22 protein-coding genes are annotated in these 18,554 nt (G+C 46.3%); all 22 read left to right on the forward strand.

From position 1 onward, the window contains the following. The first annotated feature begins 38 nt into the window (after positions 1–38). The 22 genes from trmFO to V5J77_RS11670 all read left to right on the forward strand — a co-directional run bounded on the left by trmFO (position 39) and on the right by V5J77_RS11670 (position 18,549). The gene (gene trmFO, locus V5J77_RS11565; protein ID WP_338555908.1) at positions 39–1,379 is read left to right on the forward strand and encodes an FADH(2)-oxidizing methylenetetrahydrofolate--tRNA-(uracil(54)-C(5))-methyltransferase TrmFO; all 1,341 of its coding nucleotides are present in this window, start codon (positions 39–41) and stop codon (positions 1,377–1,379) included. A gap of 68 nt (positions 1,380–1,447) precedes the next feature. Further along, positions 1,448–1,996, forward strand: coding sequence for an ATP-dependent protease subunit HslV (hslV, locus tag V5J77_RS11570; protein ID WP_046230705.1), 549 nt, complete (start codon positions 1,448–1,450; stop codon positions 1,994–1,996). 15 nt (positions 1,997–2,011) lie between these two features. Beyond that, entirely contained in the window at positions 2,012–3,415 is a 1,404-nt protein-coding gene (gene hslU, locus V5J77_RS11575; RefSeq protein ID WP_338555910.1) for an ATP-dependent protease ATPase subunit HslU, read from the forward strand. Between the two features lie 27 nt (positions 3,416–3,442). Next, positions 3,443–4,213: a GTP-sensing pleiotropic transcriptional regulator CodY gene (gene codY / locus V5J77_RS11580; protein ID WP_338555912.1), complete on the forward strand. Its 771-nt coding sequence runs from the start codon at positions 3,443–3,445 to the stop codon at positions 4,211–4,213. Between the two features lie 225 nt (positions 4,214–4,438). Further along, on the forward strand, positions 4,439–4,846 hold the full coding sequence (flgB, locus tag V5J77_RS11585) for a flagellar basal body rod protein FlgB (RefSeq protein ID WP_338555914.1): 408 nt from the start codon (positions 4,439–4,441) through the stop codon (positions 4,844–4,846). Between the two features lie 3 nt (positions 4,847–4,849). Continuing rightward, entirely contained in the window at positions 4,850–5,299 is a 450-nt protein-coding gene (flgC, locus tag V5J77_RS11590; RefSeq protein ID WP_338555916.1) for a flagellar basal body rod protein FlgC, read from the forward strand. A gap of 62 nt (positions 5,300–5,361) precedes the next feature. Next, entirely contained in the window at positions 5,362–5,640 is a 279-nt protein-coding gene (fliE, locus tag V5J77_RS11595) for a flagellar hook-basal body complex protein FliE (RefSeq protein ID WP_338556722.1), read from the forward strand. 44 nt (positions 5,641–5,684) lie between these two features. Then, positions 5,685–7,274 carry a flagellar basal-body MS-ring/collar protein FliF gene (gene fliF, locus V5J77_RS11600; RefSeq protein WP_338555918.1) on the forward strand — a complete coding sequence of 530 codons (1,590 nt, stop codon included), beginning with the start codon at positions 5,685–5,687 and terminating at the stop codon, positions 7,272–7,274. A gap of 11 nt (positions 7,275–7,285) precedes the next feature. Further along, entirely contained in the window at positions 7,286–8,299 is a 1,014-nt protein-coding gene (gene fliG, locus V5J77_RS11605) for a flagellar motor switch protein FliG (RefSeq protein WP_338555920.1), read from the forward strand. Then, positions 8,292–9,131: a FliH/SctL family protein gene (locus V5J77_RS11610; protein ID WP_338555922.1), complete on the forward strand. Its 840-nt coding sequence runs from the start codon at positions 8,292–8,294 to the stop codon at positions 9,129–9,131. Before fliG ends, V5J77_RS11610 begins: the two co-directional genes overlap by 8 nt. Beyond that, positions 9,121–10,446 (forward strand): flagellar protein export ATPase FliI, encoded by a 1,326-nt coding sequence (fliI, locus tag V5J77_RS11615; protein WP_338555924.1) that lies wholly within the window; start codon positions 9,121–9,123, stop codon positions 10,444–10,446. Before V5J77_RS11610 ends, fliI begins: the two co-directional genes overlap by 11 nt. Before the next feature lie 8 nt (positions 10,447–10,454). Then, positions 10,455–10,901 (forward strand): flagellar export protein FliJ, encoded by a 447-nt coding sequence (gene fliJ, locus V5J77_RS11620; RefSeq protein ID WP_338555926.1) that lies wholly within the window; start codon positions 10,455–10,457, stop codon positions 10,899–10,901. A 39-nt stretch (positions 10,902–10,940) separates the two neighbouring features. Next, on the forward strand, positions 10,941–11,852 hold the full coding sequence (locus V5J77_RS11625; RefSeq protein WP_338555928.1) for an MgtE protein: 912 nt from the start codon (positions 10,941–10,943) through the stop codon (positions 11,850–11,852). A 16-nt stretch (positions 11,853–11,868) separates the two neighbouring features. Further along, positions 11,869–13,275, forward strand: coding sequence for a flagellar hook-length control protein FliK (locus V5J77_RS11630; RefSeq protein ID WP_338555930.1), 1,407 nt, complete (start codon positions 11,869–11,871; stop codon positions 13,273–13,275). Between the two features lie 49 nt (positions 13,276–13,324). Then, complete coding sequence (locus V5J77_RS11635) at positions 13,325–13,873, forward strand: flagellar hook capping FlgD N-terminal domain-containing protein (RefSeq protein WP_338555932.1); 549 nt, start codon at positions 13,325–13,327, stop codon at positions 13,871–13,873. After that, positions 13,870–14,247 (forward strand): TIGR02530 family flagellar biosynthesis protein, encoded by a 378-nt coding sequence (locus V5J77_RS11640; RefSeq protein WP_338555934.1) that lies wholly within the window; start codon positions 13,870–13,872, stop codon positions 14,245–14,247. The genes V5J77_RS11635 and V5J77_RS11640 overlap by 4 nt, the downstream gene beginning before the upstream one ends. Before the next feature lie 95 nt (positions 14,248–14,342). Continuing rightward, entirely contained in the window at positions 14,343–15,164 is an 822-nt protein-coding gene (flgG, locus tag V5J77_RS11645; RefSeq protein ID WP_338555935.1) for a flagellar basal body rod protein FlgG, read from the forward strand. 62 nt (positions 15,165–15,226) lie between these two features. Beyond that, positions 15,227–15,448: a flagellar FlbD family protein gene (locus V5J77_RS11650; protein WP_338555937.1), complete on the forward strand. Its 222-nt coding sequence runs from the start codon at positions 15,227–15,229 to the stop codon at positions 15,446–15,448. 2 nt (positions 15,449–15,450) lie between these two features. Then, positions 15,451–15,915, forward strand: a complete 465-nt coding sequence (locus V5J77_RS11655; protein ID WP_338555939.1) for a flagellar basal body-associated FliL family protein — start codon at positions 15,451–15,453, stop codon at positions 15,913–15,915. Between the two features lie 38 nt (positions 15,916–15,953). Beyond that, positions 15,954–16,955 (forward strand): flagellar motor switch protein FliM, encoded by a 1,002-nt coding sequence (fliM, locus tag V5J77_RS11660; RefSeq protein WP_338555941.1) that lies wholly within the window; start codon positions 15,954–15,956, stop codon positions 16,953–16,955. Then, positions 16,945–18,165 (forward strand): flagellar motor switch phosphatase FliY, encoded by a 1,221-nt coding sequence (gene fliY, locus V5J77_RS11665; protein ID WP_338555943.1) that lies wholly within the window; start codon positions 16,945–16,947, stop codon positions 18,163–18,165. The genes fliM and fliY overlap by 11 nt, the downstream gene beginning before the upstream one ends. 21 nt (positions 18,166–18,186) lie before the next feature. Further along, a complete protein-coding gene (locus V5J77_RS11670) occupies positions 18,187–18,549 on the forward strand; it encodes a response regulator (protein ID WP_338555945.1) in 363 nt (120 codons plus the stop codon). Positions 18,550–18,554: the final 5 nt, after the last annotated feature.

Raw genomic sequence — 18,554 nt, forward strand, 5'->3', positions numbered from 1 at the left:
TTGCGCGAAGCGCGTATTATGATTTGGAGGTAAGTTCATTGTCATCATCATCCTATCCAAAAGTCACCGTTATCGGAGCTGGCCTGGCCGGCAGCGAGGCGGCTTGGCAAATCGCATCCCAAGGCGTTCCAGTTGTACTTTATGAAATGCGGCCTGAGACGAAAACGCCAGCCCATCATACGAATCAGTTTGCGGAGCTGGTATGCAGCAACAGCTTGCGTGCCAATGGCCTTGCAAATGCTGTAGGTGTGTTGAAAGAGGAAATGCGCCAGCTAGATTCACTCATTCTTGGCTGCGCTGATCGTCATGCGGTTCCGGCAGGCGGAGCGCTTGCAGTTGACCGGGATGGATTTTCCGGCGAAGTAACGCGCCTGCTGCACGAACATCCGCTCGTTGAAGTCCGCAATGAGGAAGTAACGGAAATTCCAACGGACGGAATCGTCATTATTGCGACGGGCCCGCTTACAGCCCCAGCCTTGTCCGCACAAGTACGCGAGCTGCTGGGTGAAGAATATTTCTATTTCTATGATGCTGCGGCGCCAATTGTGGAGAAGGATTCTATTGATATGAGCAAGGTTTATCTCGCGTCTCGCTATGATAAAGGAGAGGCAGCTTATTTGAACTGCCCGATGACGGAAGAGGAATTTGAAATTTTCCATGAAGCGCTCGTTAATGCCGAGAAAGCAGAAATTAAAGATTTCGAGAAGGAAGTTTATTTCGAAGGTTGTATGCCAATCGAGGTGATTGCGAGTCGCGGCAAGCAAACGGTGCTGTTTGGGCCGATGAAGCCGGTTGGACTTGTGAACCCGCATACAGGCAAGCTGCCTCATGCCGTCATTCAATTGCGTCAGGACAATGCTGCGGGTACACTTTATAACCTGGTTGGGTTTCAAACTCATTTGAAATGGGGAGAGCAGAAGCGGGTATTCTCGCTAATACCGGGTCTTGAAAATGCCGAGTTTGTGCGTTTCGGTGTTATGCACCGCAATACGTTTATAAATTCGCCACGGCTGCTAGAGCCGACCTATCAGCTTAAAAATCGTCCTACCTTATTTTTCGCGGGCCAGATGACGGGTGTTGAAGGGTATGTGGAATCGGCAGCTTCTGGTTTAATCGCTGGATTTAACGCTGCCCGGCTTGCACGCAATCTTGAGCCGCTTGTGCTTCCTGGGGACACTACGCTTGGCAGCATGGCGCAGTACATTACGACTGCGGATTTCAAGCATTTTCAGCCGATGAATGCAAATTTTGGTTTGTTTCCGCCGCTTGAAAAACGCATGAAGAGCAAGAAGGAAAAGAATGAAGCGATTGCAAACCGTGCGCTCGCTGGTATTGAGAAATTTAAGCAGGAGCATTTCACGCATTTGGTAAATAACTAATGATTGTGACATAGCTATTTTGAAGGTTTTGATCCGTACAGGCGTATTTGCATAGAGGAGGCGAAGAGATGGAAATGGAATTTCATGCAACGACGATTTGTGCAGTCCGTCACGAGGGGAAAGGCGCGATTGCTGGGGATGGCCAAGTCACGTTCGGCAACAGCATGGTGATGAAAAATAAAGCGAAAAAAGTACGCCGCTTGTATCGCGGGCAAGTCGTCGCAGGTTTTGCTGGCTCGGTTGCTGATGCCATTACGCTTTTTGAAAAGTTTGAGGCGAAGCTTGAAGAGCATCATGGCAATTTGCAGCGCTCAGCTGTAGAACTGGCGAAGGAATGGCGCTCGGATCGCGTGCTGCGCAAGCTGGAAGCCATGATGCTCGTTATGGATCAGACGGGGCTTTTGCTGATTTCAGGAAATGGCGAAATTATTGAGCCGGATGACGGCATCTTGGCCATTGGCTCGGGTGGCAGCTTTGCTTTGTCGGCGGCTAGAGCACTCAAGCGCCATGCTACTCATCTGGATGCGAAAGAAATGGCGCGTTCAGCTCTGGAAATTGCGGCAGATATTTGCGTTTATACGAATCACAATATTATTGTCGAAGAAATCGGCTCTTAAGCGGAGGAGATTAATATGGCAAATGCAGCGTTAACACCAAGAGAGATCGTAGCGGAGCTTGATAAGTATATTGTTGGTCAAAAGCCTGCAAAACGTTCGGTCGCAATCGCTTTGCGCAATCGTTATCGCAGAAGTCAGCTTGATGAAACGTTGCGTGACGAGGTTGTACCGAAAAACATTTTAATGATCGGACCTACAGGCGTTGGTAAAACCGAAATCGCCCGCAGATTGGCTAAGCTTGTAAAAGCGCCTTTCGTGAAGCTGGAGGCGACTAAATTCACCGAGGTAGGTTATGTTGGCCGTGACGTTGAGTCCATGGTGCGTGATTTGGTTGAGACAGCGATCCGCATGGTGAAAACGGAAAAAACCGAGCAGGTTAAAGATAAAGCGGAGAAGCTTGCAAACGAATTGCTGGTGACGCTGCTTGTTCCTTCGAAAGCAAAGGAAAAGACACAAAAAAATCCGTTTGAAATGTTGTTTGGAAATCAGCAAAATGACAATTTGCAAGCTGAAGAACCGGAGCATGATCAGACGATTGTGCAGAAACGCGCTCAGGTGCAGGCGGATCTTGCTGCTGGCAAGCTGGAAAATGAAATGGTCGAGGTTGAGGTTGAAGATGCAGCTCCGAATATGCTGGACATGCTAGCTGGTGGTCAAGGTCCCGAAGGCATGGGCATGAATATGCAGGAACTGTTCGGACAGCTGATGCCGAAAAAAACAAAGCGGCGCAAGCTGCCGGTTAAGGAAGCGCGTAAAGTGCTTATTCAGGAAGAAGCAAACAAGCTGATCAATATGGATGATGTGATTTCGGAATCGGTAACACGCGCGGAACAGTCCGGCATTATTTTTATCGATGAAATTGACAAAATTGCGAGCTCCTCGCGTGGCAATGGCCCAGACGTTTCGCGCGAAGGGGTGCAGCGTGATATTTTGCCAATCGTTGAAGGCTCGACGGTTATGACAAAATATGGCCCGGTGAAAACGGATTATGTGCTCTTTATTGCGGCTGGTGCTTTTCATATTGCGAAGCCATCCGATTTGATTCCTGAGCTGCAAGGCCGTTTCCCCATTCGGGTGGAGCTTACATCGCTTACGCTTGACGATTTTGTGAGCATCTTGAGGGAACCCAAAAACGCGCTGACTAAGCAGTACACAGCACTGCTGCAAACCGAAGGCATTGAGATCGAATTTTCAGATGAGGCCATTCATGAGCTGGCATCTATTGCCGCAGAAGTGAATCGGAATACCGAAAATATTGGAGCAAGAAGACTGCATACGATTTTAGAAAAGCTGCTGGAGGATCTGTCCTTCGAAGCGCCTGATATTACGCTTGACCATATGCTAATCACACCGGAATATGTTCGTGAAAAGCTGGGAAGCATTGCACAAAATAAAGATTTGAGTCAATATATATTGTAGTTGGTATGAGTTTTAGGGGGCAATGGCATGACGTTATTAACAAAAACAAGGACGCTAAACCGTCTGCTGCAGCGGGCGGCGGGCAAACCGCTTATTTTTAGGGAAATGGCGGAGGTGCTGTCCAGCACCATTCAAACGAGTGTATTTGTCGTTAGCCGCAAGGGGAAGGTGCTTGGCTGTGCGGCTGTGAATCCGCATGATCATGACTCGCTGCGTTCCATGTCGGCGGAAGAGCTTCGTTTCCCGCAGGAAAGCAATGAGCAATTTCTTGAAATGACGGAATCAGTTACGAATGTGGCGCCGGATGCTGGGGTTTATGAGACTTTTCCATCGCTGGGGCAGCAGGAAATTATGACGGTTGTTCCAATAACAGGCGGCGGGGATCGCTTAGGCACGCTAATCTTGACACGGCATCAGGGCGCGTTTGATGACGATGATTTAGTGTTGGCGGAATATGGCTCCACGATTGTCGGTATGGAAATATTGCGTGAGCGTTCGGTAGAAATTGAGCATGAGGCACGCAGTCGCGCTGTCGTGTCGGTTGCTATTGGTTCATTATCGTTCAGTGAGCTTGAGGCAGTCGAGCATATTTTTGAACAGCTGGAAGGCAAGGAGGGGCTGCTTGTAGCCTCAAAAATTGCTGACAGGGTCGGTATTACTAGGTCTGTAATCGTAAATGCCCTTAGGAAATTAGAAAGTGCGGGGGTCATAGAGACTAGATCGCTCGGAATGAAAGGAACTTACATTAAGATATTAAATCACCAGCTTCTTCAAGAGTTGGAAAAAATTAAATCTTGAAATATGAGTCTATATGACTAAAAAAGTCCTGTCTTTTTATAAAGATAGGGCTTTTTTCTTATTGTAATAAATTAGGTAATTGATGAATATAAACATGTCGGCAAATATCGACAGCGTGATCTCATTTTTTTAATAATTTAATGTCGAACAAAGCAGGAATGCTACGAAGTGTGTTGAATAACTAATGAGTAGGATCTTTTAATTATCGAAAGTGGTGATAATAAAGTGAACTTATTAAGCGGATCTTCATTCCAAAGGCTGGAGGGGGCTGTTCATGCAGCAGAAATGCGGCAAAACGTCATTGCAAATAACATTGCTAATAACGACACCCCGCATTTTAAACGGTCAGAGGTTGAATTCGAGCAGCTTTTGGAACAACAAATGGGTAACAGCTCATCTAAGCTGAAAGGGAAGCTTACGAATGCAAGGCACATTCCTATAGGTGGTCCGGTCAATCCTACGCCTCAAGTCATAAGCGATAAAGACACCGCCATGAACAATAATGAGAACAATGTGGATATTGATCGAGAAATGTCTTTGCTTGCGAAAAACCAGCTCAGCTACAACGCTTACCTGCAACAAATCAATCATGAAATTAAAATGATGCGAACAGCAATTGAAGGGAGAGGCTAAAGAGTGAAAATTTCCAGCGGATTTGATGCGAGCGCCTCTGCTCTAACCGCACAGCGCCTGCGAATGGATGTTATTTCTTCAAATATTGCGAATGCGGAAACGACGCGTGCTGGTTATGAGAACGGACAGTTCGTGCCTTATAAACGGAAGATGGTCGTTTTGGAGCCGTTGAAATCAAGCTTTTCCAATACGCTGAATGCCAAAATGGGACAAAATACAACGACTGGCGGGGTTAAGGCTGTGAAAATCATCGACGATACAGCCCCAACGAAGCTTGTATATAATCCTACCCATCCTGATGCCGATTCAAACGGCTATGTAAATATGCCGAATGTGGATGTCGCCAAAGAGATGGTTGATATGATTTCGGCGTCGCGTTCTTATGAAGCGAACGTCACAGCCATTAATTCTTCTAAAGCGATGTTTGTAAAAGCATTGGAAATAGGGAAATAGCATCAACAAATAAACAATAGTCGAGGAGGAATATAGTGATTCAAGCCATTTCAACAAACCAGATGCAGCCTTTAAAGACGATGACAACTGCATCTGTAGAGCAAGCTACTCCGGCAGAGCTTACACAAACTTTTAGTCAGTTTTTAAATAATGCAATTGAGAGTGTTAGTGCCCAAGAACAAGATGTACATAAGCTTAACGATAAGTTTTTAATTGGTGAAGTTGATGTTTCTCAGGTCATGATTGCTGGCGAAAGAGCGCAGCTTAGTCTTCAACTAACCTCACAAATCCGCAACAAGGTTGTAGAGGCATATCAAGAAATTATGCGGATGCAGGTATAATGAACGATAAAAAACCTGGCAAAGAATTTGGGTGAGGTGACAAGGTGAATGAGAAAATCGCCCAATTTAGACTGAGAATTTCGCAATTCTGGAGTCAAATGGGAAAAAAACAGAAAATAGGCTTGGGGGCTTCTGCAGGCGTACTATTGTTATCAATTATTTTACTGACTGTTATATTTAGTAGAACAGATTATGAGTTGGCTTTTCGAGACCTGGATACGACAGACTCGGCAGCGATTATGAACTATTTGGATAGTAATGGTATCCCTTATGAGCTAGGTAGTGGTGGAACTAGCATTTCTGTGCCAAGCGCAGTTGCAGAACGTACGAAAGTAACGATTGGCTCGCTTGGACTTGTGCAAAATGGATCAATCGGTTTTGAGGCTTTTACAAAGAGCTCTTCGACCTTCGGCACAACCGAAAATGAATTTAATGTCAAATATTTAAGTGCCTTAAATGGTGAGATTCAACAATTGTTAAATCGCATGCAAGGTGTGAAAAGCTCTAAGGTGCTTGTGAACTTGCCAGAAGAAAGCGTGTTTCTAACTCCAGAAGAGAAGGATAAGGCATCGGCTTCCATCTCATTGGAGTTTATGGCTGGCTATCGTCCAACTCAAAAGGAAATTGACGGTTATTACAATCTAGTAAAAACAGCAGTTCCAGGAACAACAGTGGACAGCATCACCATTTCTGGTCCGCAAGGTGAGCTTTTATCCTCTGAAGCGGGAGGTACGATTGCCGGTACCGCTGAAGCAGTTGACAGCCAGTTCCAAATTCAACGCAAATATGAAGCGGAATTGAAAAAAAATATTCAACAGTTTCTAGGGCCGATAGTAGGCTCTGAAAATTTGGTTATCAGCATTGGAAGTAACTTGAACTTCGATAATAAGAAGACGGAGGAACAGCAGGTTGTACCGCTGCCTGACAATAATAATAACGGAATTATTGTAAGTCAAACGGAACAAACCAGTTCTTCTACAGGTGGCAGCTCCAGTGCAGGCGGTGTAGCAGGAACGGGCGAGACAGATGTGCCGGGCTACACAGCAACAGATGGTTCTGGAAATTCCACCTCGGAACAAAGCTCTTCTACTGTTAATTACGATTTTGGGAAAATTAATCGTACCACGATTTCAGGGCCTTTCGTAATTAAAGATCTATCCATTAGCATTGGTGTTGAAGCAAGTCGTCTCACTCCAGAATCACGTACAGAGATTACGACATTTTTGACGGGTTTAGTGCGTGCGCAGCTTGCTGATTCAGGTCAAGATGTAAATAATGACGATTTAATTAATAAAAAGGTTTCACTTATCGGACAAACATTTGCTGAAAGCACCGCTGCAAACACGATTGGCGGCTTATCAATGGGATGGGCAATTGGAATTGGAGCAGCAGCGCTTGCGATTATTGCCGGCCTGATCATTTTGCTCGTTCGCAGACGCAGACAGCAAGCGGCCGCAGCAGCAACAGCTGAAGCACAGGAAGCAGTTGTAGCATCAACCGCTGTAGAATATCCTACCCTTGATTTTGATAGCTTAAGCAATGACAGTCAGGCACGGAAAAATCTTGAGACACTCGCCAAACGCAAGCCGGATGAATTTGTTAATTTACTTCGGACTTGGCTTGTCGATGAATAGAGGTCGTTTGCATGAGTAAATCAATGAATGGGCTAACCGGAAGGCAGAAAGCGGCAATCCTGCTAATTACACTAGGCCCTGAGGTATCAGCTCAAATTTTTAAACATTTAAGAGAAGATGAGATTGAGCAGCTAACTCTTGAAATTGCTAATGTGCGTAAAGTTGATAGCTCAGAGCGTGAAGCCATTTTAGGCGAGTTCAATCAAATTTGTGTAGCTCAGGAATATATTTCACAGGGCGGTATTACTTACGCCAGAGATATTTTGGAGAAGGCGCTAGGAGAGAGCAAGGCGGCGGAAGTAATAAATCGCTTGACTGCTACCTTGCAGGTACGACCATTCGATTTTGCCCGCAAAGCAGAGCCGATGCAAATACTCAATTTTATTCAAAATGAGAACTCTCAAACGATCGCGCTCGTGTTGTCCTATCTTCAATCGGACCAGTCATCGCATATTTTATCTTCTTTGCCGCAAGAGAAGCAGGCGGAAGTTGCCAGAAGAATTGCGCTTATGGACAGCACTTCGCCAGAAGTTATTTCTCAGGTGGAGCGTGTGCTGGAGCAGAAGCTTTCAGCTACTGTCACTCAGGATTACACAAATGCTGGCGGTATTGACGCTATCGTTCAAATTTTGAATGGTGTTGACCGCGGTACGGAACGTACCATTCTCGATTCTTTGGAAATTCAAGATCCAGAACTTGCAGAAGAAATCAAAAAACGGATGTTTGTCTTCGAAGATATTGTTAACATCGACAATCGTTCGATTCAGCGGATTATCCGCGATATCGAAAATGCCGATTTGCAGCTTGCGCTTAAAGTTGCTAGTGAAGAAGTGCGAGATGCGATTTTCCAAAATATGTCGAAGCGTATGGCGGAAACATTCAAGGAAGAAATGGAGTTTATGGGTCCAGTCCGATTGCGTGACGTAGAGGAGGCCCAAACCCGCATTGTCGCAACGATTCGTAGATTAGAGGAATCAGGTGAAATCATTATCGCCCGTGGCGGAGGAGATGATATCATTGTCTAATTTGATTAAATCGACAAGCGTTGTTTCTATTGATCAACTAAGAGAGCTTTACTGGAAGAACAAGTATGCGACACTCGCAGCAGATGCGAATGGCGAAGCTGAAGCTCCTGAAGAAGAACAGCCTGATGAAGAAACGATTACGCTGCGTGATCAAATTATTGCTGATGCCAGGCAGTTTGCAGAAGAAAGATTGCGGGAAACGGGAGTTCAGTGTGAGCAAATGCTGACTGAGGCTGAAGCGAATGTGGAGGCATGGTGGCTGGAGAAGAGGCTTGAAGACGAAGCGACGACAGAAGCTGCCCGTAGCAATGGCTATGAGCGTGGTTTCGCGGAAGGCATCGAGCAAGCGAATATGCTGGCCAAGCAGGAATGGGAGCAAAAGCTACTCGAAGCGAATTCGATTCTAGCTTCCGCTTATACGATGCGTGAGCAAATTATTCAGGAAGCAGAACCTTTTCTCGTTGAGCTTAGCTGCGCAGTTGCAGAAAAGGTAATTGGACAACAGCTTGAGCAAGCTCCAGAAATGGTCATTGAGCTGATTAAAAAATCGCTTGCAAGAAGACGAGAGCAAGGTGTTATCACGCTGTGCGTCGCACCTGGTCAGTTGGCATTCGTTCAGGCTGCTCAAGAAGAGCTGAATTTGGCGGTGGATTCTCAAGCTGAATTGCAAATTTTGCCGGATGCAACCGTTAAAGATTTTGGCTGCGTTATTCGTTCCGCTTACGGAAGCATTGATGCCCGCATCGATACACAGCTGTCTGAATTAAAGCGCGAGCTGGTACAGTTTGCCCACCAGTCAAGGGACGAGCGAGGGCCTGCTGATGAGCAATAGTTCATTGCAGGCAGGCAAATATGTTGAGCATTTGCAAGCAATTGATCCAATAAGAGTGAATGGGAAGGTCACACAGGTTATCGGGCTAACCGTTGAATCGGAAGGTCCTGATGCAAGTATCGGTGATGTGTGCTACATCTATCCCAATAAAGGCGCAAAGCCGATTAAAGCTGAGGTTGTAGGCTTTCGGAACAATAAAGTTATTTTAATGCCGCTTGGCGATCTGCATTCCATCAGCTCAGGCTGTGATGTAGTAGGAACAGGCAAGCCGCTTAGTGTGCAGGTTGGCTCCGAATTGCTTGGAAAAGTGCTGGATGGCCTCGGTCAGCCACTGGACGGTTCTTTTTTACCAAGCCGAATGCAGCATTATTCTACTCATAATGAGCCTAGCAATCCACTTATGCGCCCACGTGTTCTGGAGCCGCTTGGTATTGGGGTTAGAGCTATTGACGGTTTGCTGACCGTTGGCAGGGGCCAGCGTGTAGGTATATTTGCCGGGTCGGGTGTAGGGAAAAGTACGCTGCTCGGCATGATTGCCCGAAACACCTCTGCTGATGTCAATGTCATTGCGTTAATCGGTGAGCGGGGCCGTGAAGTGCTTGAGTTTATTGAGAAGGACTTGGGGCCTGAGGGGTTAGCCCGCTCAGTCGTCATCGTTGCTACCTCGGACCAGCCGGCGCTCATACGGATGAAGGGGGCTTTGATTGCCACCTCCATTGCTGAATATTTTCGTGATCGCGGTCTAAACGTCATGCTTATGATGGACTCCGTGACGCGTTACGCTATGGCGCTTCGTGAGGTAGGTCTTGCGATTGGCGAGCCGCCGGCTACGAGAGGGTATACGCCTTCGGTATTTGCGAATTTGCCTAAGTTGCTGGAACGAGCGGGTACGGGCCCGAAAGGATCTATCACCGCCTTCTACACGGTTTTAGTAGATGGGGATGATATGAACGAGCCGATCGCAGATGCGGTACGGGGGATTTTAGATGGCCATATCGTTCTGAGTCGTCAACTTGCACATAAAGGACATTTTCCAGCCATTGATGTCCTGCAATCCGTAAGCCGGGTTATGAAAGAAATTATTACGGAGGAGCAGCAGGATGCGGCTAATCAGTTGAAGCGCCTGTTATCTATTTATAAGGATTCGGAGGACCTCATCAATATTGGGGCTTATCAACGCGGTTCTAATGAAGAAATTGATTTGGCGATGCAATTTATTGATTCGATTCATCAGTTCACGAGACAAAAAACAGATGAAAAAGTCACCTTGGAAGAGGCTCAAGAGCGGCTAATAATTGATTTTTACAGGAGATGAAGCGTTGAATGGGAGCTTTTCGTTATTCCTACCAGAAAATCGTTGATCTGAAGACAAGTGAAAAAACGCAGGCTGAATGGATTCTGTCCTCTTCAATTGGAGAACTCCAGGCTGCCGAGCTAACCGTCGAGCAATTGCGTGAACGCCGAGAGGAATGGGAGCAGAAGCAGCATCAGTCTTCGCAGTCTGGCGTTTCATTGGCTGAACTTCAGACCATTCAACAATATGTGGAATATTTGGATTCATGTATTGAAGCTAAAATGCTTGAAGTGAAACGGGCGCAAAAGGTCGTCGAGCAAAATCGGATCAAGCTTTCGGACAAAATGCAGGATGAGAAGGTATGGTTGAAGGCAAAGGATAACGAGAAGGAACGTTTCCGGTATGCGATGCAGCTAAAGGAGCAAAACGAGTTGGATGAAATGGCAACGGTCCGTTTCATGGTAAGCGTGCCGTAAACATCCGGCTGCAGCGCAAGGTTAGAGGGAGTGAAATCAGTGGCAGATACAGATGTGGAGAAACAAGGATATAGTGGATTTGAGCGGGCTATGTTTTTTATGACCCCGGTGTTGTTTACGATTGTTGTGCTCGGTATATTGCTAATACTTCTTAATAGCGATATGCGAAATCAGGCGCTAACGATCGGAAATTCAATTCCATTGCTCAAAGATGTGCTGCCGAACCCGCAGTCTGCTAGCGGTGAAAGCACAGATGAAACGCTCAAGGCAGAAAATATGACTCGTAAAATTGCCGAGCTGCAAGCTCAACTGACAGAGAAAGAGGGCCAATTGACGGAGACGTCGACTCTTAAAACGGATCAGGAAAAGGAAATTGCCAGCTTGAAGAGTCAAATTGAGCAGTTGAAACAGTCAAATGCAACAAAGGCGCTTGAGGATGAGGCCTACACGGCCAAAATTAAAGAGCTTGCTAGCATGTACGCGCGAATTGCTCCTAATAAGGCTGCACCTATTTTAGAAAGCATGACGCTTGATGAAATGGTGCTCGTGCTCGATGCGATGGCTCCTAATGATCGTGTGAAAGTGTTGGAGAAAATGACGCCGAAAACGGCGGCTGATGCGACGCTGAAGCTGAAGGATACCGTTTCGGCGAAAGATTTGCAAATTGCGGCGCTGCAATCGCAGCTTAAAAATGCCCAGTCGACGACAGCTACCACGACTGCCACGACTTCTACACTGGATTCGACGCAGCTAGGTGCAACGTTTGCAGCTATGGATGCGAAAAGCGCTGCCAAGCTGCTGATGACGATGTCGGATGTAAGTGCCAGCAAGGTGCTGCGGATTTTGAACGCGGTAGATGACACAACAAGATCCAATATTGTTGGCGAGATGTCGACGCTGAATGATAAAGTAACAGCGCAAATCGTTTCGAAGCTGATGGCGGGTAAATAGAGGGGAGGTGAAAAAAATGGACGTTTTATCATCACCAGCAGCTTCACAGGCGGCGGCTCCTTCCGCTGGTGTGAATGCCCAAGTGAAGGGTACAGGCGATGCGGCTTTTGCCCAAACGCTAAACGGTCAACTAAATAATGGCCAAGCAGGAACAGGTACTGGTACAACAACTCCAGCAAATACGACAGATGCGGCAGCACTCGGAACAATTCGGATGACTGCGCTAAATGTAGCCGGGTTGCTTGGAGAAACGAACAATCAGGATTTGCTTGCCGCTATTGATGGGCTGCTAGAGCAAATGGATGAATTGGATGCTGCTGATACCGATGAGGCTGCACTAGCCCAATTGGCAGATTTGCAAGCGATGCTGGAGCAGATGCAGGCATTGCTGGCGTTGTTAGGTTCTCCGCTTGTCACTTTGAAACAGCCTGATGAGCTGCTTTCCTCAGAGGAGCTCGTTCAAGCAGAGGACGCAGGGAATGATCACGTTGCAGTAAAAGCACAATTTGCGCTTGTAAAGCATGATTTGGAAAATGCATTGATTCAGCTTGCTAATGTGCTTGAGCAGGGCTCTGCGAAACGCGTTCAGCAGCAGGAGCCATCGCAGCTGATTGCACAGCAGCTGGAAGCTTTGCAGAAACTGCTGCTGAAGCAGAAGGAAGCAGGCACGGCCGATCGCAATAACAGCAATGCTCAGGCGATATTTGAGCCAGCTGCAACGGATGAGGCTGCTCCTTGGCAAACAGCTGCATGGCTTCAGCGTTTGAACCAGCAGTCACAGCATACTATCGCCTTGAAAAGCGCAGTAGCGGAAGCTTTATCAGCCGAAACTTTGGTTGAAGAAACGGCAGATACAGCCGATGATGAGTCTGTTCTGGCTGGTAATTTAAATGCAAACTTTGCTCATTCGCTTAAGCAGGCAACGACTAGCGTGGCAACGAGAGCAGTCGCTCAGCCTTACGTACTTGCAGACCAATTTGCGGAATCCATGACGGGGCTTATCGTACAGAAGTTTGATATTTCTTCATTGAACGGGAAGCACGAGGCTAAAATCATGCTGTTCCCTGAACAACTGGGCCAGGTTGATGTTAGGATCACGATGCAAAATGGTCAATTGACGGCGCTTTTCCATACGGATACGGTAATGGCCAAGGATATGCTGGACAACCAAATGTCGCAATTGAGACTGGCACTGCAATCCCAGGGCTTAACGATTGACAAGCTTGAAGTGACGCAGGGTCAAGCTGCATCAGAGCTATTTAACGGCGGGCAGGGACAAGGCTCCAATCAACAATTCACGAATCGGAACAACAATGGAAAAGGCGGAAACAGAGCGGATGAAGCTGCTTTTGAAGCAGATGTAATCGAGCAAATCGCCATTCAGGATATGGGCTACGGACGGTCGGTTAACGCAACTGTCTAAAGTGAGGTTAGGGTCATGAGCAACCATTTGCGGGATGGAGGTGATGGAATTGGCAGTCGTTACGAATAAAGTAGTCTGGCCGAATTATGATCAGACCAATGTTAAAACAGCAGGAAAGACCGAGGATGATAAAACATCGCTTAGTAAGGACGCATTTCTCGAATTGCTCGTCACACAGCTTAAAAATCAGGATCCATTAAGCCCGCAGAGCAACACAGAGTTTATTGCCCAAATGGCGCAGTTCACCTCAGTCGAGCAGTTGATGAATATGAATAAGCAGCTTACACAGCTGAATTCGGACATTGGCAGTGCATCTACAATGATTGGCAAGAGCGTAACATGGAAGGAGCTTGATGATAAAGGAAGCACCGTCATGTATACGGATGTTGTGAAGTCGATTGTAGCAACAGACGGGGTATTATATGCCAAGTTTGAAGATAACACGATGATTAAAGTAAGTGACATCGTTACTATTTCTGAGCAGACTCCAGCAGAGACGGAGGAGCCTGAAACGGATGCTCCAACTGAAAGTGTTGGTGATGCTGAAACGCCTGATAGCGAGGCCGCTGCTGATAGCGGGGAGGAACAAACCTCATGAGCGACAGCGTAAAGATTGGACATTATTTTCCACTCAAATCCTCGTCATTAAACAATGCGAAGTCGGCGGGGCTAAAATCACAGCAGCCAAGTGAATTTCAGGATTTGCTTGATTCAAAAGTATTGAAATTCAGCCATCATGCTGAAGTTAGGATGAAGCAGCGTGGCATTCAGCTTCAAGCCGATTCAATAACGAAAATTGTAAATGCTGTTGACGAAGCGGCATCTAAAGGCGCGATTGACTCTTTAATCGTTTTTAAGGATATCGCGATGATCGTGAATGTGCCTAGTCGTACAGTCGTTACTGCAATGGACGGCAAGCAAATGCAAAGCAATGTGTTCACGCAAATAGACAGCGCCGTTATTTTAAGCTAGAGCCGGACCAATACGGAGGCTCTTCAGGCTGCTGACCGACAGAGGCAGCCAACTAATCAAAAGGATAAACCTAAATTTAGGAGGGCTTAAATACTATGCTAAGATCAATGTACTCCGGTGTGTCAGGTATGCGCGGTTTTCAAACGAAGCTGGATGTCATCGGCAACAATATCGCGAACGTTAATACGGTGGGCTTTAAAGGCGGCCGCGTCATGTTCAGCGATATATTAAGCCAAACAACAGCGGGTGTTACTGCTTCGACTGAAGGCGAGCAGGGCGGTGTGAATGCGAAGCAAATCGGACTTGGTGTCAGCATTGCTTCTATTGATACCATTCATACGCCAGGCAGTGCAATGACAACAAACCAACCGACGGATCTTCGCATTGACGGCGATGGATTTTTTCAAGTGAGCCCTACTGCAGACGCTGAGGTTTCTTACTTAACCAGAGCCGGAAACTTTACACTTGATGCAAACAGGCAGCTTGTAAATGCAAATGGGTTGTTTGTATTAGATAATGGTGGTGGTGTTATTACTTTGCCAGCAGAGGTCACTTCGTTCACAATAGGGCAAGATGGGATGATCACCGGTATTACCGCGGATGGAACACAAGAAGTTGCTCAGATTGGAGTAGTCAAAGTCATTAATCCAAGCGGTCTTGAAAAAATGGGCGGTAATCTTTATCGTATGACGAATAATGCCAATCCAGACGGAGATATTGAAGCCTTCAGAACCGTTGCAGGTGACGCTGATCTTGGAACAGGCGCAATCGTAGCTGGACAACTGGAAATGTCGAACGTTGACTTGACAGGCGAGTTCACAGAAATGATCGTAGCTCAGCGCGGCTTCCAAGCGAATTCGCGTATCATCACGACTTCTGATGAAATTTTGCAAGAGGTTGTCAATCTGAAACGATAATCGCTAGGCATGACGCAGGTGGGGGGCTATAGCGCCTCCCCCGCGATGTGAGGGGGCAGTTTATGATTACAGTGACTCGTATTAATGGTACTAAGCTCATGATCAATGCTCTGTTGATTGAAGTGGTGGAGGAAGTGCCCGATACCATTATTACTTTGACCACTGGAAAGAAATTTATAGTGGTGGAAAGCTCGCAGGAGCTTTTGCTGCTGATCCAGAATTATCTTCGTACGATCGGCGTATATGCGGCGGCCCAGAAGAGTGAACAGACGGAGGGTCCATAGAGATGAAAAAAATGTTGCCATGGTTAGTAACTATACTGCTGTCAATTGTATTAATTGCTGTTGTGGCCTGGTTTATGTGGCCCACAATAATGGGAAGTACAAAAGAAGATTCGGCTAACCAAGAGGTTGAAGTCAAGCATCTTACTGCCGATGAGCGTGTCGAAGTAACCTCAGAGCTTAAAGAATTCAAGCGTAACTTGAAAGATTCGAACAAAGTCGTTGTCGTTAGCTTTGCTTTCCAACTGGACAGCAAGAAGACGAAGGAAGATTTTGATAAAATCATTGAAATCGAAGTTAAGCCGATTATTAACCGGGCACTTGCAGATATGACGGCTGAAGAGTTGAATGGCTCTAAAGGCGAGGATTTGCTGGAATCGAAGCTGCTCAATGAAATTAATCCGATTTTGGATAAAGGGCAGAAGCTGGTCAAGGTAGAAATAACAGCGTTTATCATGACCAACATTTAATGCTGGTTGGCGACATTCCTTGAAGGGGGTGAGAAAATTTGGTTGATGTTTTATCGCAAAATGAGATAGATGCGCTGCTGGCGGCCCTAAATTCTGGCGAGATGGATGCTGAGGATTTAAAAAAGGAAGAAGAAACGAAAAAAGTCAGAGTTTATGATTTCAAACGCGCTGTTCGATTTTCGAAGGATCATATTCGCAGCTTGACTCGCATACACGAGAACTTCGCGCGATATTTGACAACCTATTTCTCAGCGCAGCTTCGTACTTTCGTTCAAATCAGTGTAGTTCAGGTCGAGCAGCTTCCTTATGATGAGTTTATTCGTTCGATTCCGAAGATGACCATATTGAATATCTTTGAGGCGGAGCCGCTTGAAGGACGTATGGTGATGGAGGTGCATCCAAATGTCGCTTACGCGATGCTGGATCGTATGCTTGGCGGTCAAGGAGTTGCGCCTTCCAAAATCAATAGCTTGACTGAAATCGAAACGATTATTATGGAAAAGATTTTTAGCCGGACGTTTGAGAGTTTGCAAGAGGCGTGGAAAACAATCATTGATATATCTCCACGGCTGGAAGCACTTGAGACGAATCCTCAATTTATGCAAATCGTATCGCCGAATGAAACAATCGCGCTTATATCCTTAAGTACGAAAATCGGTGAAACGACGGGGATGATCAATCTTTGTATACCCCACGTTGTCATTGAGCCCGTTATGCCTCGTTTGTCGGCGCATCATTGGTTCGTTTCGCAGAAAAAGGAGCGTATTCCAGCGGAAGTTGAAATGCTGGAGCAGCGCGTCAGCAAAGCGAAGCTGCCGATTGTTGCCGAGCTTGGTGAATCTTCCATTACCATTCAAGAGTTTCTGGGTCTTAATGTCGGAGATGTCATTTCGCTTAGCAAGCCGGTAGGGGAAGGCCTGCATATTAAGGTAGGCGATAAATTGAAGTTCATCGGCAGTCCAGGCTCCGTGAAAGATCGGTTGGCTATTCAGCTTGATGAAGTTGTGAACGAAGGAGCGGGAGAAGAATATGACGAGTAAAGATTATTTGTCGCAGGAGGAAATTGATGCGTTACTAAATCAATCTTCTGGCAGTACGGATGCTGAACAGCCATCTGCCGATGATGTTCAGTTATCAGATTTCCTCTCAGCTATGGAACAGGATGCGCTTGGTGAAATAGGGAACATTACGTTCGGAAGCGCAGCAACTGCCTTGTCCACATTGCTAGGCGTGAAGGTGGATATTACGACGCCGGAAGTTACCTTTATTCGCAGAGATCAGCTGTCAGATGAATTTCCAAAGCCACATGTTGCAGTAAGTGTTCAATATGTTGACGGCTTTCAAGGAATAAATTCGCTTGTCATTAAGACGAGAGACGCACAAATTATTGCTGATTTAATGCTTGGCGGGTCAGGTAATCCTACAGATGAAGAGCTTAATGAGATTCACATTAGCGCCGTCCAAGAAGCGATGAATCAAATGATGGGGTCATCTGCAACGTCGATGTCTACTATTTTCAATCGTTTTGTCAATATATCGCCGCCAGGCATTGATATTCTCGATGTAGACAACGGTGGGGGAATGGGTCATCTGCCTCCGGTAGATATATTCATAAAAATTTCATTCCGTCTTAAAATTGGAGATTTGATAGATTCGACAATTATGCAGCTACTGCCAGTTTCTTTTGCTAAGCAAATGGTTGCTATTCTTATGGGTGAAGAGACGGCTGTAGAGAGCGCGACAATAGTCGAAGCGCCTCCGGTGGTAGAAGCCCCTCCGGTTGCTCCGCAAGCGCCACAGAGCGCTCCAGCGCAGCCTACGGCTCCATCGTTGCAGAAGCAAGAACAACAACCGCCAGCGGGATATTATGAAGCGCCGATGATGCAGCCGCCTGGCCCGAATACATATGGCCATGCAGCCAATCGCAATGTGAATGTCCAGCCTGTGCAGTTTGCTAATTTCAATAATGCGCCATATATTCAAGGCGATGAAACAAACCTCAATTTACTGCTCGACATACCACTGAAGGTTACCGTAGAATTAGGAAGGACCCAGAAGCAAATAAAAGATATTTTGGAATTGTCTCAAGGGTCTATTATCGAGCTGGACAAGCTTGCTGGTGAGCCTGTAGACATTCTGGTTAACAATAAGCTGATCGCAAAAGGCGAGGTTGTCGTTATTGATGAGAACTTCGGCGTACGTGTAACCGATATCGTAAGCCAATGGGACCGAATTCAAAAATTACAATAGCATCCTAGGAGGAAGAAAAAGATGGCAAACCGCATTCTAATCGTAGACGACGCAGCATTTATGCGCATGATGATCCGCGATATTTTATCCAAAAATGGTTACGAGGTAGTTGGTGAAGCACCAGATGGTGCACAAGCAGTGGAAAGATTTAAGGAATTAAAGCCGGACCTTATTACAATGGATATCACGATGCCAGAGATGGACGGCATTGCAGCACTTAAAGAAGTAAAAAAAATCGACCCGAATGCAAAAGTCATTATGTGCTCTGCAATGGGACAGCAAGCAATGGTTATTGATGCCATTCAAGCTGGAGCAAAAGATTTCATCGTAAAGCCTTTCCAAGCTGACCGTGTTATTGAAGCAATCAAGAAAACGCTGGGCTAACGGTT

The organism is Paenibacillus sp. KS-LC4 (assembly GCF_036894955.1).
Classification (GTDB): domain Bacteria; phylum Bacillota; class Bacilli; order Paenibacillales; family Paenibacillaceae; genus Pristimantibacillus.

What these genes read in the sequence shown, in the direction of transcription:
- hslV (WP_046230705.1), top strand. Translation starts at nt 1,448, where the DNA reads ATGGAAATGGAATTTCATGCAACGACGATTTGTGCAGTCCGTCACGAG.
- hslU (WP_338555910.1), top strand. Translation starts at nt 2,012, where the DNA reads ATGGCAAATGCAGCGTTAACACCAAGAGAGATCGTAGCGGAGCTTGAT.
- codY (WP_338555912.1), top strand. Translation starts at nt 3,443, where the DNA reads ATGACGTTATTAACAAAAACAAGGACGCTAAACCGTCTGCTGCAGCGG.
- fliE (WP_338556722.1), top strand. Translation starts at nt 5,362, where the DNA reads ATGCAGCCTTTAAAGACGATGACAACTGCATCTGTAGAGCAAGCTACT.
- fliG (WP_338555920.1), top strand. Translation starts at nt 7,286, where the DNA reads ATGAGTAAATCAATGAATGGGCTAACCGGAAGGCAGAAAGCGGCAATC.
- fliI (WP_338555924.1), top strand. Translation starts at nt 9,121, where the DNA reads ATGAGCAATAGTTCATTGCAGGCAGGCAAATATGTTGAGCATTTGCAA.
- fliJ (WP_338555926.1), top strand. Translation starts at nt 10,455, where the DNA reads ATGGGAGCTTTTCGTTATTCCTACCAGAAAATCGTTGATCTGAAGACA.
- V5J77_RS11630 (WP_338555930.1), top strand. Translation starts at nt 11,869, where the DNA reads ATGGACGTTTTATCATCACCAGCAGCTTCACAGGCGGCGGCTCCTTCC.
- V5J77_RS11640 (WP_338555934.1), top strand. Translation starts at nt 13,870, where the DNA reads ATGAGCGACAGCGTAAAGATTGGACATTATTTTCCACTCAAATCCTCG.
- flgG (WP_338555935.1), top strand. Translation starts at nt 14,343, where the DNA reads ATGCTAAGATCAATGTACTCCGGTGTGTCAGGTATGCGCGGTTTTCAA.
- V5J77_RS11650 (WP_338555937.1), top strand. Translation starts at nt 15,227, where the DNA reads ATGATTACAGTGACTCGTATTAATGGTACTAAGCTCATGATCAATGCT.
- V5J77_RS11655 (WP_338555939.1), top strand. Translation starts at nt 15,451, where the DNA reads ATGAAAAAAATGTTGCCATGGTTAGTAACTATACTGCTGTCAATTGTA.
- fliY (WP_338555943.1), top strand. Translation starts at nt 16,945, where the DNA reads ATGACGAGTAAAGATTATTTGTCGCAGGAGGAAATTGATGCGTTACTA.
- V5J77_RS11670 (WP_338555945.1), top strand. Translation starts at nt 18,187, where the DNA reads ATGGCAAACCGCATTCTAATCGTAGACGACGCAGCATTTATGCGCATG.